The organism is Amycolatopsis orientalis DSM 43388 (genome assembly GCF_000411975.1).
In the GTDB taxonomy this organism is placed as follows: domain Bacteria; phylum Actinomycetota; class Actinomycetes; order Mycobacteriales; family Pseudonocardiaceae; genus Amycolatopsis; species Amycolatopsis orientalis_D.
The window spans coordinates 35,549-50,125 of record NZ_ASXG01000114.1; the positions used below are offsets into that span (position 1 = coordinate 35,549).

10 protein-coding genes are annotated in these 14,577 nt (G+C 71.0%); 3 read left to right on the forward strand and 7 right to left on the reverse strand.

Annotated elements, in window-relative coordinates; all coding sequences use genetic code 11:
• Positions 1-482: 482 nt before the first annotated feature.
• Positions 483-2,648, reverse strand: coding sequence for a DUF6049 family protein (locus tag L942_RS22095; protein WP_037363561.1), 2,166 nt, complete (start codon positions 2,646-2,648; stop codon positions 483-485).
• A 14-nt stretch (positions 2,649-2,662) separates the two neighbouring features.
• A complete protein-coding gene (locus L942_RS22100; protein WP_037363565.1) occupies positions 2,663-3,169 on the reverse strand; it encodes an NUDIX hydrolase in 507 nt (168 codons plus the stop codon).
• A 101-nt stretch (positions 3,170-3,270) separates the two neighbouring features.
• On the opposite strand from L942_RS22100, the gene L942_RS22105 reads away from it, so the two are divergent.
• From L942_RS22105 to L942_RS22115, 3 genes are all read left to right on the forward strand, one after another.
• Positions 3,271-4,716, forward strand: a complete 1,446-nt coding sequence (locus L942_RS22105; RefSeq protein WP_037363568.1) for a CCA tRNA nucleotidyltransferase — start codon at positions 3,271-3,273, stop codon at positions 4,714-4,716.
• Between the two features lie 110 nt (positions 4,717-4,826).
• Positions 4,827-6,152 carry a sensor histidine kinase gene (locus tag L942_RS22110; protein ID WP_037363571.1) on the forward strand — a complete coding sequence of 442 codons (1,326 nt, stop codon included), beginning with the start codon at positions 4,827-4,829 and terminating at the stop codon, positions 6,150-6,152.
• Positions 6,137-6,970 carry a hypothetical protein gene (locus tag L942_RS22115; RefSeq protein WP_037363573.1) on the forward strand — a complete coding sequence of 278 codons (834 nt, stop codon included), beginning with the start codon at positions 6,137-6,139 and terminating at the stop codon, positions 6,968-6,970. The genes L942_RS22110 and L942_RS22115 overlap by 16 nt, the downstream gene beginning before the upstream one ends.
• Here L942_RS22115 and L942_RS22120 read toward each other — a convergent pair.
• The 5 genes from L942_RS22120 to L942_RS22140 all read right to left on the reverse strand — a co-directional run bounded on the left by L942_RS22120 (position 6,956) and on the right by L942_RS22140 (position 14,289).
• Positions 6,956-8,848: a TNT domain-containing protein gene (locus L942_RS22120; RefSeq protein ID WP_037363575.1), complete on the reverse strand. Its 1,893-nt coding sequence runs from the start codon at positions 8,846-8,848 to the stop codon at positions 6,956-6,958. The genes L942_RS22115 and L942_RS22120 overlap by 15 nt on opposite strands.
• A 124-nt stretch (positions 8,849-8,972) precedes the next feature.
• Entirely contained in the window at positions 8,973-11,201 is a 2,229-nt protein-coding gene (locus L942_RS22125; protein ID WP_037363577.1) for an ADP-ribosylglycohydrolase family protein, read from the reverse strand.
• Positions 11,202-12,572, reverse strand: a complete 1,371-nt coding sequence (locus tag L942_RS22130; RefSeq protein WP_037363592.1) for a TNT domain-containing protein — start codon at positions 12,570-12,572, stop codon at positions 11,202-11,204.
• Between the two features lie 20 nt (positions 12,573-12,592).
• Entirely contained in the window at positions 12,593-12,895 is a 303-nt protein-coding gene (locus L942_RS22135) for a hypothetical protein (protein ID WP_037363580.1), read from the reverse strand.
• Positions 12,896-12,975: 80 nt separating this feature from the next.
• Entirely contained in the window at positions 12,976-14,289 is a 1,314-nt protein-coding gene (locus tag L942_RS22140) for an MFS transporter (protein WP_081655167.1), read from the reverse strand.
• Positions 14,290-14,577 lie beyond the last annotated feature (288 nt).

Sequence of the window (14,577 nt, forward strand, 5' to 3'; positions counted from 1 at the left end):
GTCCGGACGGCGGCCCGGACGGCCGCGGCGGGGGCGGCCGGCGCACCGGCGGCATGGCTGCCCTGGTCGGAGCCGGGCGCTGCTGGCCGTTCGGCGGCGGGACGCGGCGCGGGGCCCGGTCCCGGGGATCGCGGGGTTCGCCGCCGCGCGGTTCGATCCTGCGCGGCTGTGCGCGATCGGCGGGCGGACGGTCGTCCGGCAGCGGCATCCGGCGAGTGCCGTTGGGCGGCGGCTGCCTGCGGTCGGCGGGCGGCGGCGGAGGAGGAGGCTGGCGACGGGCGTCCCGCACCGCGCGGCGAGGCTGGTCGTCCCGCCTCGGCGCCGCGCCGTCCCTCCGGGGACGCCCCGCGCGCTCGGGTGGTTGACCCGGCTCTTTGTCCAACGCGTGCCCAATCCTCGGCGGTCCCCTGCTCCCTGCCATTGTGGCAGCGCCGACCCAGGGTAATCGGGAACGGCCGCGAGCACCCGCCCCCTTCCGGATGTCAGGCCGCGCCGCCTCGGCTTTCCTTGACTCGCCGGTAGATCCGCCGGGACGCCAGCAGCAACAGCGCGCAACCAGCGACGACGGTGATGATGATGGTGATCGGGCCGTATTCGGTCGAGGTCAGCTCGAACCGCGCGGTCGCGCCGAGATCTGTGCCCGAAGGGGTGGTCAAGGACACATCGACCGACAGGTGCCCGGCCCGCAGCGCCTCGATCTGCACGTAGCGGGTCTGCCCGCCCTTCGCCGGGAACAGCAGCTCCTTGTTCGTCTGCTCCGGCCGGATGCCCATGGTGTTCTTGAGCGCGATCTGCGCCGTGATGCCGACCGGCAGGTCGTTGTGCACGTACACCGGCAGCGGCGAGGAGCCGGACGCGAGCGCAATCGTTTGCTTCGGCTGTTCGACGGTCACCTGGTCGCGGATCGCGGCGAGTTCCGCGGTCGCGTTCGCCGAAGCGGACGGCACCGACGCCGACGGGCCGAACGCGGTCGAACTGCCGCGCACCAGCGCGTCGCGCACCGGACCGATGATCGCCTTCGGCTCGACCCGGTTCCGGGGGTCGATCTGCATCGCCGACAGCAGGCTGGCGACGTCCTGGTCGAGGCCGGACAGCTGGTCGGCGACCGCCGCGCCGCCGTCCGACCGGGTGTTGTCGACCAGCGAGGCGCTGCCTTCGGGGGCGCTCCCCAGCAGGTCGTCGAGCGTCGAACCGGCCGTCACGCCCGCGTTCGTGAGCTTGCCGAGCCCGGACAGGAAGGCGTTCAGCTCGTCGGTGGTGGCGTCCCAGCGTCGCGGCGGAGCGACGAGCAGCGACCCGCTGGTGGCTCCCTCGGCGCGGCCGAGCCCGGCCTCGAACGCGATCGCGGCGAGCCCGTTCTGCGTGGAGACCGCGCGCTGCGACGCCCCGCTGTAGGTAGTCGGCGTCTGCGCGCTCGGCGTGAATCCGGTGAGCCCGGCGGTAGCCATCGAGTTGGTCGGCTGCGCGCGCAGGCCGTCGGAAAGCGTCGCCGCGCCGGTGACGGTCTCGTCGTCGCCGCCCGCGCGCAGCTTCGCGCCGTCGGTCAGCACGGTCTGGAAGCCGCCCGACGAGATGGCCGAGAGCGCCTTCTCGTCCGGCGTCCCGCCCGGCCACAACACGCCGGTCTTCGACTCGACGCCGAGCACCTCGCGGATCGTGGCGGTGCCGTTCAGGGCAGTGGTCATGAGGCCGGCGTCGGGGTTGCCGTCGGCACCGCGGATCTTGCCCAGCGTGGTGAGGTCGGCGTCGGCGAACGGCAGCGGGACCACACACCGGCCGGTGACCAGCGCGCGCAGCGCCGCGAGCCAGTTCGACGCGGCGTCCGCGCCCTTGCCCGCGACCCCGCCGCTGACCCGGTAGCCGTTTCGCATCGCGTCGACGGTGCGCAACAGGTCGGGATCGAGGGCGAAGCACAGCGAACCGCCGATCTTCGGGTTCGTCTCCTGCGCCGCGCGCGCGGCCGAGACCAGGGAATACAGCCGTCCGCCCGGGCTCAGTTCGTCGGCGAGCGAGTCGTCGGTGAGCGTCATCGGCACGCCGAACGGCGCGGTCTGGATATGCGGCGTGCTGTCGGTGATCGGCCACAGCACGGCCAGTTTCGAATGCCGCGGCGTCGCCTGGTTGTTCGCGTGGCCCGGCGTCGACAGCACCGGCATGAGCAAGCTCACCGCGGCGAGCCGGGCCGGACCGCCGTACTCCGGCGTGCCGTTCACGTTCACCAGCAGCGGGTATACGCCCGGCCGGAGCGCCGCGCCGCGCGGCCCGGTGAGCGGCACCGTGATGTTCATCCGCGCGCTCTGCCCCGGCTCCAGCTCCTCGGCGAGCGACGTGAAATCGGTGAGCGGGGTGTCCTGCACCGGATTCCCGGCGAGCACCGAGTCCATCGCGCGCGGGCTGGCGAGGCGTTCGCCGATCTGCAGCCGGGCCATCGGCTTGACGATCCGCCGGGACCCGGTGTTGGTCACCGTCCCGGTCACCGTGATCGCCTGGTCCGAGCTGGTGATCAAGCGCGGGGCGAGCTGGCCGAGGTCGAGCCGCAGCCGGGCCGGTTCCGGCGACGGATTCTCCTGCGCGTCCGCCGGCGCACCGAACAACGCGGTGGCGGCGACGATCAGCAAGGACAGCAAGAAGGCGGCGGGCCGCTTCACTCGGGTGCTCCCTCTCAGCCGCGCTCGTCGGGCGCGAAAAGTTCTGCTGCCCCGCGAACCAGCTTGCGCTCGTCCGCGTAGGCGAGGGTGGTCTCCAGCTCGGCCAGCGGAACCCAGGCGACCTCGGTCACCTCGACGTCCTCGTCCGACAGTTCGCCGCCGGTGGCTTCGAGCAGGAAATGGTGCACGGTCTTGTGCACCCGGCGCTGCTGCGCGACGAACCAGTAGTCGATGGTGCCCAGCGGCTGCAGCACGCGCGCGGAGATGCCGGTTTCCTCCTTCACCTCGCGCACCGCGGTCTGCTCCACCGTCTCCCCGTCCTCGATGTGGCCCTTCGGCAACGACCACAGCAGTCTGCCGTGCCGGTCGAGCCGCCCGATCAGCACCGCGTGTTCTCGCTCCGGGTCGACGACCAGTCCGCCCGCCGAGGTCTCGTCGACCGTGGTCAGCCGCCTGCCGCGGTGCCGCCGTCGCCGCCGGCGCGGCGTCGGCGGTCCGGCGCGACCGGCAGATCCAGACATGCTGCGATGCTAGAGCAAACGGTCGCCCGGGTACTCTGGCTCTCCGTGTCCGTGTCCGGCGGCGCCGGCAGCGTTGGCGCCATTTTCGTGGTGGGATTCGAGTGAACAACCTGGTCGCCCAGCAGAACGCGGTGACGGAACTGATGCGAGTGTCCCCGCTGGCCGACGAGCTGGCCGAGCGCTTCGCGCGCGCTGGCCACAGCTTGTACCTGGTCGGCGGCAGCGTGCGCGACGCGCTGCTCGGGAGGCTGTCGAACGACCTCGACTTCACCACCGACGCGCGCCCGGACCGGGTGCTGCAGATCGTGAGCGAATGGGGCGACGCGGTCTGGGACGTCGGCATCGCGTTCGGCACCGTCGGCGTCACCAAGAACGGCACCACGCTGGAGATCACCACGTTCCGCGCGGACAGCTACGACCGCGTCGGCCGCAATCCCGAGGTCACCTTCGGCGACACCATCGAGGGCGACCTGCTGCGCCGCGATTTCACCGTCAACGCGATGGCGATCGACCTGGTCGGGAAGACGTTCATCGACCCGCACGACGGCATGGACGCGCTCCGGCTGAAGGTGCTCGACACCCCGGCGCTGCCGCAGGAGTCGTTCGCCGACGACCCGCTGCGGATGATGCGCGCGGCCCGGTTCTCCGCGCAGCTCGGCTTCACCGCCGCGCCGCGCGTAGTCGAGGCGATGACGTCGATGGCCAGTGAGATCGACCGGATCACCGCCGAGCGGGTGCAGACCGAACTGTCGAAGCTGATGCTCGCCCCCGACCCGCGGCCGGGCCTGGAACTGCTGGTCGACACCGGGCTGGCCGACCGGGTGCTGCCCGAGCTGCCCGGCATGCGGCTGGCGATCGACGAGCACCACCAGCACAAGGACGTCTACCAGCATTCGCTGACCGTGCTCGCGCAGGCGATCGCGCTGGAGAAAACGCACGAGCCGACCAGCGAACCGGACCTCGTGCTGCGGTTGGCCGCGCTGCTGCACGACATCGGCAAGCCGGCCACGCGGGAGTTCCAGCCCGGCGGCGGCGTGAGCTTCCACCACCACGAGGTGGTCGGCGCCCGGATGGCCCGCAAACGTTTGCGGGCGTTGAAGTACTCCAAGGAAATCGTCGAGCAGGTTTCCCAGCTCGTGTTCCTCCACCTGCGGTTTCACGGGTACGGCGGCGGCGAGTGGACCGATTCGGCGGTCCGCCGCTACGTCACCGACGCCGGCGACCTGCTGACCCGGCTGCACAAGCTCGTCCGCGCCGATTCGACGACGCGCAACAAGCGCAAGGCGGCCGCGCTGCAGGCGACCTACGACGATCTCGAGGCCCGCATCGCGCGGATCAAGGAGCAGGAGGACCTCGACCGCGTCCGGCCGGACCTCGACGGCAACGAGATCATGCGGCTGCTCGGCCTCTCGCCGGGCCCGGAGGTCGGCCGGGCCTGGAAGTTCCTCAAGGAGCTGCGGCTGGACCGCGGTCCGCTGGAGCACGACGAGGCGGTCGCCGAACTGAAGAAGTGGGCGGCGGCGGAAGGCCTCGGTTCGGCCGACTAGTCCTGGGAAGTGAATTCAGGATCGCGGGTTCACCACGATCCCCCTTTGGACTCTGGATCATCGCCCGGCCAGCCGAGATACTCCCTTTCTTGAACCGAACAGGGGGATCGATGACTCGGCAGCAGGAGGGGGACCGGCGCGGAGCCAGCTTTCTCGTGATGTTGCTGCGGCGCGGCACGCCGGCGCTGGCCACCGCGACCACCGGGCTGACCGACGAGATCGCCGATCCGACGCCGGTGCGCGCGCTGCAGCGGATCTCGCGGATGGCCGGCCCGGTCGACGACCGGCACCACGACGGATTGCTGCTGCGGGCGGCCCGGTACGTGGTGCTGGTCCCGCTCGTCTACCGGCTGCTGGTGGTGCCGTCGACGTTCGCCTCGTACGCGGTCAGGCACGGGGCGGCCGGGCTGGCGTCGGTCGCGATCGTCACCGTGTGCTCGGTCGCGCTGAGTGCGTTCGGCCTGTTCTGGATGATGCGCCGGGCCCCGTTCCGCAGCGACCTCGCGGGTCGGCTGCTGCTGGTCGACCTCGTGGCCACGCTCACGTTCGAGATGTTCATCGGCGCGACGGTGTCGCCCGCGGTGTTCCACGACGCGGTCGGCGTCGCGGACAAGCACCTGTTCGGCAGCGTCGCCCTGCTCACGCTCGCGGTCGGCATCCCCTCCGGGTTCGGGCTGGCGGTGCTCAGCCTGCCGGTGCGGCTGCTGTCGGACGTGCTCAACCACGGCACGGTCGATTTCGCGCAGGCCGCGTCGCTGTATCCGACGATGTTCGGGGTCCTGTTCACCGCGGTCGGCGCGCTGATCCTGCTCGGCCTCGGCATCCGGCTCGCGCTGGCGTACGGGATCCGCAACGGGCGGCTCGCCGAACGCGCGCGGCAGCACCGGATGCTGCACGACACGGTGCTGCAGACGCTGGAAGCGATCGCGCTCGGCGGTCCCGGGGATCCGGATCAGCGGCTGGTCGAAGTGCAGCGGCTGGCTCGCGCGCAGGCGATCGAGCTGCGGCAGACCATCGAGACGGCCGCGGCGCAGCGGGCGGAAGAAGGCGCGCGGCCGCTTGGCGAGAAGCTCGCGGCGCTGGCCGCGGAAATGGCCCGGGACGGTTTGCGCGCGCAGCTGGTGATCGCCGAACTCGACGACGACACGCTGTCCGAGGTCCGGCAGATCGCGATCCGCGACGCGGTGCGGGAAGCGATGCGCAACACGATGAAGCACGCGGAGACGGACAAGGTCGTGGTGCGCGTCGAGGAACGCAACGGCGGGATCGCGGTGATCACCCGCGACCACGGCACCGGCTTCAGCCCGGACGAGCGGCCGGCCGGGTTCGGGATCAGCGAGTCGATCACCGCGCGGCTGGCCGAGGTCGGCGGGACGTCACTGGTCGAATCGAGTCCGGGAAGCGGAACGAGGGTGACGGTGTGGGTGCCGCTGTGAGCGGGGTGGCCGGTGCGCTGGCGGCGTATCGGGACGGTGATGCCGAACGAGCCGGTGCGCTTGCCGCCGAGGCCGGGACGCCGTTGGGTGCGGAGCTGGCGACGTATCTCGCAGCCGGGCCGAGCGGTCCGGTGTATAACCAGCCGGCCGCGTTCACCGCGTTCATTCGCGGCGGCGGGAATGTCGAGTTGTACCGGCGGTTGAGCGAAGAACTGGCGGCGCGGTACGACTCCTGGCGTCCGGCCGCGTTGCTGGATCTCGGCTGCGGCGACGGGCTGGCGATTGAACCGGCGTTGAAGCGGGCCTCGTTCCGGCCGGAGCGGATCGACCTGGTGGAGCCGTCGGAAGCGCTGCTCGCCGACGTCGAGGTTCCTGGTGCGCGGCGGTTTTCGTTGACCGCGCAGGACTTTCTCGCCGCCGATGGTTCCACGTGGAACCTCACGCAGTCGACGTTCGCGCTGCAGTCGATCGAACCTTCCGTCCGGGCCGGGGTGCTGAACGCGTTGCGGCCGCGGACCGAACGGTTGGTACTGGCTGAATTCGACGTGCCGGACACCGCCGATCTGGAGTCGCTCGCGCAGCGGTACGAACGCGGCGTCGCTGAGTACGGCGAGCAGGCTTCCCTGGTGGCACAAGGGTTTCTGCTGCCGGTGTTGCTCGGCGTCGCGGCGGGGACGGCGCGGACGAACTGGGAACATCCGGCGGCGCAATGGACCCGGCAGCTCGAAGCCGCCGGGTTCGCCGACGTGACAATGGAACCGCTCGCGGACTACTGGTGGTCGCCCGCCGTGCTGATCACGGCTTCACAGCCGGGATAGCGCTCCCTGCTCGACGTGCTGCGCGATCGGCCGCGGCAGCAGGTACGCCGTCGCTCCGCCGGGCTGCGGACCCCACGGCGCGGTGACCCCGGTGAGCACCCGGAGCGTGCGCTGCACGCGGTACTCGTGCCGGTCGCGTTCGCGGTCCGGCGTCAGCGAGGTTTCGAGGAACCGCACCGAATTCGCGTGCACGAGGTTCCCGATCTCGGGGCCGAACCGGACCACCGTCGTGCCGGCGGGCAGCGCGACGATCCGCTTGCCGCGGAAGAATGACAGCGGCGGCTCGCCGCGCATCGGCAGGATCGGCCAGTCCGCGGGTTGATCGGATTCGTCCGGGGCCTGCGGCGGCAGCATCAGCAGCGTGCCGAGGAGGAACCGGGCCGCGTCGGCGAGGGTGGCGAACGCGACCGGCTCCACAGCCGGCGGACGTGACACCTCCCAGCGGTTTTCCGCGCGGCGCAAGGTCCAGATGCCCTCGGCGGGCACCTCGTCCGCGCCGAGCCGGTACGCCGACGACGGCACGCCGTGCTCGACGAGCCGTTGCTGCAGCAGCGTCAGCGTCTCGGCCGCGCGCAGCCCGCGGATCGGCTCGCCGCGGACCGCGCGGGCCAGCGAACTGTCGTCCGGGAGGTCGGCCTCGGTCCGCCCCGGACGCGGTTTGCCGAGCACGTCGGCCTCCGCGGTCGCGCGCACCAGGTCGCGCACGATCGGCGGCCGGAACCCGGCGGCACGGATGTGCTCGACCAGCTCGGGCTCCGGCGGAACGCCGTATTTGCGCAGGTAGTGGGGCACGGCGGCGGGCCAGATCCAGGTGCCGTCGGTGTGGAAGGCCTGCGGTACGTCCGGTGGCGCGCCGGGCGCGAAGATGTCCGGCTGCGGCACCGGCCGGTGCAGTACGACGGGCGAGCGGAACAGGTAGTCGAGCACGCCGCGGACCTGGTCCGGCGGCACCGGCGGCCGGTTCACCACGGGACGCTCGCCCTCGTTGTGCGCGTCGACCGGCCGCGCCTGGCGGAAGCCGATGCTCAGCGGCAGCCCGGCTTTCGCACCGAGCCAATCCGGCAAATGCTTGTCCGGCCTGGGGAAACGGGTCAGCTCCACGACATAGGACTCGCGCGCGGGCTCGCCGGCGTCGTTGGGCGGCAGCCGCCAGTCCGGCTCCTGGTCGGCGTCGAAGTCGAAATCGAACTGCGAATCGGCGTCGAGCGTGAAGGTGCCTTGGAACCACGTGCCGGTCTCCGGCTGGTACATCGCGGCGCGCAGCTGGGAGAACAGCGTGCTCAGCTGCGGCGTGCCGGGAAGCGAGACCGAAACCGGACCGTTCTCGTCGCCGACCGCGCGGACCTCCAGCTCGGCGTAGTCGCCGACCTGCCGGAACTGCGCGGCGACCCGCGTCCAGCCGCCGGGCACCTGGCGCAGCGTGCGGCCGATCGCGCGCAGGATCCGGGTCTGGTCGCCGCCGTCGACCTCGGCCTTCGGCTCGCCGTAGTCATGCCGGGTCAGCCACAGCCCGCTCAGCTGCTTGCCGGGGACGGTCACCGAGAAGTCGGTGAGCCCGAGCTGCGCGGCGCGCAACGGATCGTGCCGCGTCCAGCGCAGCGTCAGATTCGGCTGGTCGCCTGGCGCGACCTCGAACAGTTCGTCGTCGTATTCGACGTAGGTGCGTAGGTCGAAGGTCGCGGGCACCTCGTTCGCGAGCACGACCCGAGCCGGTTTGCCCTCGTGCTCGCGGTCGAAGTCCTCGGGTGCTTCCTCGTCGCCGATGACCGTCAGCAGCAGCGTGCCGTCGGTGGTGGAGCGCTGTGCCGCGAAAGTCCGATTGTCGAGCGTCGCGTACAGGCCGTCTGGGCGTTCTCCCGATTCCACCCGGTACCGCACGTCTGGTTCCTCCCCAAAGTCCCCCGTGTAGCCGCAACGAACTTAGCCGACCGTGTCACGACCCGACCATCGGTCACCGGAGACGGGAGAAGATGCGCCCACAAATACCTGCTCGGGTGACCGATCAGTGCCGTGGGTAGCGCTGCACCCAGGCGTCACCGAGTGCGTTCCGCGCCGAATGGCGGTCGAAATGCCACAGCGCGTCGGTCGCCACCTGTTCGATCAGGTGGTGCAATTCGAGCTGTTCGACCCACTTCCGGGGCAGGCCGGGAACGCCTACCCGGGCACCGAGCAGCGCCCCGGTCAACGCGCCGGTGAGCGCGCTGCGGCCGGAGTGGTTCACCGCGCGCAGCAGGGCCTGTTCCGGGTAGTTCTCGAATCCGGAAAGCGCGGCGAACGAGCGGCCGAGGACGGAAAGCGTGCTGTGCCCGTCGCCGATCAGCTCCGGCATCCGCAGGTCGGGCAGGCCGTGCTCGCCGAAGAACGGCACCGCCTCGGCCACCAGGTCGCGCATCGGCGCCCACTCCGGGCCGGGATGCTCGTCGAGCACCTCGCGGGACAGATTCCACACCGGATAGCTGAACGAATCCTTCGTGAGCGCCTTTTCGAACACCCACGCCAGGTAGCTCGCGGCGGCCACGTCGTCCGGCTGGTGCGTCACACCGGACAGATCGCGCACGACCTGGCTGATGCCGCCGCTGAACCCGGTGCCCGGACCCGCCGCGGTCAGCACCGCGGGCAGCGCGCCGAGCAGCGCGGCCGGGCCGGACATCGGCGCGGCTTGCGGATCGCCGGTGACCAGCGCGTGGTATGCGTTGAGCTCGGCGTCGTCGATGGCGCGGCGAGCGTGCAGTTCGGGCACTTTGACGAGGAAACCGTCGGCGTTCTGGATCGCCGCGCCCTGCGTGTGCAGCCAGCGGCCCAGTGCGCCGCGGACCACGCTGGGGAACAGTTTTTCGACGTCGCGGGACTCCGGCTGCTCGCGATGCGGGCTGCGGATGACCGCCTCGGTGAGGAACAGGAGCCGCTGCGTCATCGAGCCGATCCGGCCCGGCTGGTCGAACGCGAGCGGCAGGTCGCGCACGCCGTCCGGACCGTAAGTGGAGACGATTTCGTCCAGCCGCATCCGGTCGACGGCCGATCCGAGCGCCTCGCCGAGCGCGAAGCCGACCCACGCGCCGACGACCCGCTGCCAGCCGTACCGGAAGTTCTCCAGGCTCACCTCGGGGTACTTGCCGAACGTGTCGAGCCTCGGGACGATCCGGCCGTCGTTGTCCCACGACGGCACCAGACCGTTCGCGCGCAAGTCATTCGGCCGCGACCGGCTCGGTTCCGGCTGTTCGAACCGGCGCAGCCACGACCGGCCGAGGACAGTCCGGCGGCATTCGTCCGCGGTCAGCTCGAAACCGTGCCGCCGCGCGCGTTCCGCGGCTGCCTTCGGCACGTCCACCGGCTTGTCCAGCCCGATCCGCGCGGCGGTTTCGACGGCGAACTTCTCCAGGTCTTCTTCGATTTCCGGGCAGCGGCCGTTCTCGTCGACCCGGGGTTCCTGCCGGGGAAACCGCTTCGCGATCGCGGTCAGCTCCGCGCCGGCGACGTCCTCGAAGGTCGCCGGACCGCCGTTGATCACCAGGTTCGGCGGGTGTTCGAACTCGGCGAGGGTCGCCAAGTCGACTCGCCACCAGGCGTGCTCGCGGGCGGGCAGATGCCGGGTCGAGCTGAAGACGCGCAGCTCGTTGCGTTCTTCGGAGAAGTAGAAGCGGTCGGTCGCGCCGGTTTTGAGGTCGAACGGCACGAACACTTCGCAGCGCAGCAGGCCGATCAGCAGCTGCTCACGCGACAGCCAGCCGACGCTCGCGAAGGCGAGGAGGGTTTCCAGCGGGTTTTCCGGCTTCGGGTAGCCGCGGCGGATGGGGCCGGCCTTGTACTCCGGGTTCTCCCGTTCGTCGCCGGTCTGGTGCCCGTCGTTGTCGACCTTCACCCAGCCCGCGACCGCGGGAAGCGGCACCCCGAGTTCGCCCAGCCCGGCCTTCGCGTACTCCGGGTCGACGACCTCGCGCCAGCTCTCCTGGCCCGGGTACGCGACCGGGGTGCTGAGCCCGCCCGGATGCGGGTGCGCCTGGCGCAGTTCGCCGTCCGGCTCGCGCACGAGCACCGACGGGGCGGGGAACAGCTCTTTGTCCGGACGGCCGTCGTCGAGGAACGCGACGGTGTTGTAGGGGATCGACCAGCCTTCGGGGACCCGCAGCACGCGGTCGTGGTCGACCCGGAGGCCGCCCGGCCCGGAGACCTCGGGGCCGTGCACGGCGCGCAACCACTTCCCGACCTTCTCCACCGCTTCCGCCGCTTCCACCTACTCGATCCTCTCCAGGCTTCCGTCGGACTCGTGTTCCGCGATCGGCTTGGGCAAGACGTACGCCACCGCGCCCCCGGGCAGGTTCGCCCAGGGCACCGTCACCCCGGTGATCACTTGGAGTGACCGTCGAAGGCGAAAAGTGCTGCTCATGCGCTCCCGTTCGAGTGGCAGGGACGTCGTCGCGAACCGTACCGCCTGGTGGTGGACCAGGTTGCCGGGTTCTTCGCCGAATCGCAGAACGACGGTACCTTCCGCCAACCGAGTGAGTCTCTTGTTCCGCAGCAGCGTGAGGGGAGGGTCACCCGGCACGGGCTGGATCGGCCAGTCGGCGACTTCCCGCGCCGTTTCCAGCGGGGTTTCGCGGCCGCCGGTCGCACGGGCGGGATGCAGCAGGAGAGCGCCGAGCAGCTGGTGAGCGGCGTCTTCGAGCCGGGCGAAGGTCTGTTCGCGACCGTCTGGCGCGGCTACTGCCCAACCGGATTTGGCCTGATAGAGGCTCCATTTCCCGGCCTCCCGGCCGCCGATGCAGCGCACGCTGGGCCACCCGCCGAAGGAATCGAGCCGGTGGCCGAGGTGGGTGAGGAGTTCGGCGTCGGAGAGGACCGGGTCGGGGTTGGTCTCCCGCTCGGCGGCGACGTCGGCCGCGGTGCGCTGGACGTCGTCCGGGGTCGGTCGCGGACGCGGTTCTCCGGCGAGATCGGCTTCCGCGGTGCGGCGCACCAGAGGTTCGACGTATGGCGGGTGGAAGCCCAGGTCGCGGATGTGCTGGAGCAGTTCGGGATCGGGGGCCGTCCGGTGTTCGCGCAGCTGCTCGGCCACCTCGACCGGCCAGATCCAGGTGCCGTCGGTGCGGTGCGTTGTGCCGACCTCCGCCTCGCGTTCGAGGTAGCGCAGCACGAGCGGCAGTTCTCGTTCCGGCAGCGGTTCGCCGGTTCCGGGGGCCGCGTGCCGGAACACGACGCCGAGCGGGAGGCCGACGTGCAGCCGCCACCAGTCGGGAAGGTGCTCGTCGTCGCGGGGGAAGGTGGCGAGTTCGGCGAGGTAGGCGGACGAATCGGGCGGCGTCGTCCACGGGGGCTCGTCGTCGGTGAAGTAGTCGAAGTCGAACGCGCCGTCCGGGGTGAGCACGTAGCGCGCCTGAATCCAGGTGCCCCGGCCCTCTTCGTACATCTCGGCACGCAACGCGGTGAGCCGCTGGACGATCTCCGGGCTGGCGACGGTGTTGCGCGCCTGCACCTCGAAATGGTCGCCGAGCTGGGCGAACCCGATTCCGGCTGCCGCGTCCGGATCGGCCCGGTGCTCCCGGATCAACCGGCCGATCTCGACGAGCGCCTCCTGCCGGGCACTCGTTGGTTCCACGTGAATCATTTCGTCCGGAGCGGACGACATCAGGAACCGCGACGGCGGTTCTGCGGAACGGTTCCGCGCGGACGGACGCGGCGCGGGGTCGGCCGAGGGGCGGGCATCGAGGCGAGGTGCTGCGGTTCGGGAGCGTCGGCCAGGTGCTGCACGAGCGCCTGCACGGTGGACGCGAGCTGTGCGGGCGTGGTCCGCTCGAAGGCGTCCGGGGCGAATTCGAGCCGGCCGAGCGTGCCGGCCGGTCCGGCGGTCGCGCGGACGAGCCCGTCGGGCGAGGTCAGGACAGCTGGAGCGGCGTCGAGACGGGCACGGTCGTCGCCGATGGTGCTCACGGTGGCCCCCCGTGTCGGTTGCGCGGGCCGAGCTTAACTCGACCGGGTCACAAGTCACCCTAATGCCAGACAGTGAGTTACTACCCCCGTTTGGACGCAACGGTTTGCGGCAGCGAATCGCCGCGGCGTCGGCCGGCCAGCAGATACCCGGCCCCGCCCAGCAGGTAGAGCGCGGTCGCGGCCACCATCAGCTCGGGTGAGTACCCGTTGTCCTGGACGAAGACCGCCGCGAGCGAAACCGCCACCACCTGGGTGATGTTGAACAGCGTGTCGTAGAGCGCGAACACCCGCCCGCGAGCCTCGTCCGCGACGTCGAGCTGCACCGCCGAGTCGACGGACAGTTTCACCACCTGGCCAGTCCCCATGACCAGGAACGACGCGAGCAGCGCCAGCGGCAGCACCATCGGCAACCCGAGCGCGGCCTGCGCGATCGCGGAGACCAGCAACGAGCCCAGCACCGCTCGCGTCCGCCCGAGCGACCGGATCAGCCGAGCCGTCACCAGCCCGGCGACGAGGATGCCCGCGCCCGCGCATCCGACCAGCTGTCCGAGCCCGGGCAGGCCGGCGCGGAAGATGCCGTCGTCAGTGAAGTAGTTGCGCATCAGCAACACACTGAGCAGCAACGAAATCCCGTACGCCGCTCGATGCGCGAACAACGCGACGAACCCAGCCGTGACGCGGGGCGCCCGCCACGCGTGCCGGGCTCCGTCCGCCAGCCCGCGCGCGACCGCGACCACGGGATTTGTCGGCTCGTCGACCACCGTCGGCCCCAGCGCTCCCTTCGCGAACCGATGTGCGAGAAAGGCCGAAAGCAAGGCCCCGACGGCAGCGAACGCCGTGGTCTCCGCCGACCCGACGTCGCCAGACCCGAACACCGCCCGCAACCCGATCGCACACCCACCGCCGACGACCGCCATCGCCGATCCAAGCGTCGCCACCACCGCATTCGCGGCAACCACCGCCCGAGACTCCACCACATGCGGCAACGCGGCCGACAACCCCGACCCGATGAAGCGGCTGATCCCCTCCGCGAGCAACGCGAGCGAAAACAACCCGATCCCGCCCACCCCGGTGCCGACCGCGAGAACCGACGCCACGATCGCCGCCGCTCGCAAGAGATTCGCGAACACCAGCACCCGCCGCCGATCCCACCGATCGAGCAACGCCCCAGCGAACGGCCCCACCAGCGAATACGGCAGCAGCAAGGTCGCGAACCCCTCCGCGATGGCCACCGGATCCGCCGCCCGCTCGGGATTGAACAAAACGGCCCCAGCCAGCCCGGCTCGAAAGACCCCGTCCCCCCACTGCGCCGCGAACCGCGCGAACAACAACCGCCGAAACAACGGATCCCGACCCAGCCCGCGCGCGATGCCCCGCTCCCCCACCACCTTCACCAGGCAACTCTACCGACCCACCCCGACAAAACCCCCGAATCTGAGACACCCCAACAACCCGCCCGCAACCAACCGAACCCGGCGCGAACCAACGCCGCACCCCCAGAGGCGCTGAGGCACTGAGGCAGCCAACGACGGCCCCGCCCCGCTACCTCGCGACCGCGCCGAGGTAGCTGCAGCCAGAAGAGACTCGGCCTCGCGACCTTGGTGCCCCGCGCCGCGGCGGGGGCGTGTCAGCGATCTTGTGGGTTGACGGTGTGATCGCCTTGTCAGTGCTGCGCGTCGAGC

What these genes read in the sequence shown, in the direction of transcription:
- L942_RS22100 (WP_037363565.1), bottom strand. Translation starts at nt 3,169, where the DNA reads ATGTCTGGATCTGCCGGTCGCGCCGGACCGCCGACGCCGCGCCGGCGG.
- L942_RS22110 (WP_037363571.1), top strand. Translation starts at nt 4,827, where the DNA reads ATGACTCGGCAGCAGGAGGGGGACCGGCGCGGAGCCAGCTTTCTCGTG.
- L942_RS22130 (WP_037363592.1), bottom strand. Translation starts at nt 12,572, where the DNA reads ATGATTCACGTGGAACCAACGAGTGCCCGGCAGGAGGCGCTCGTCGAG.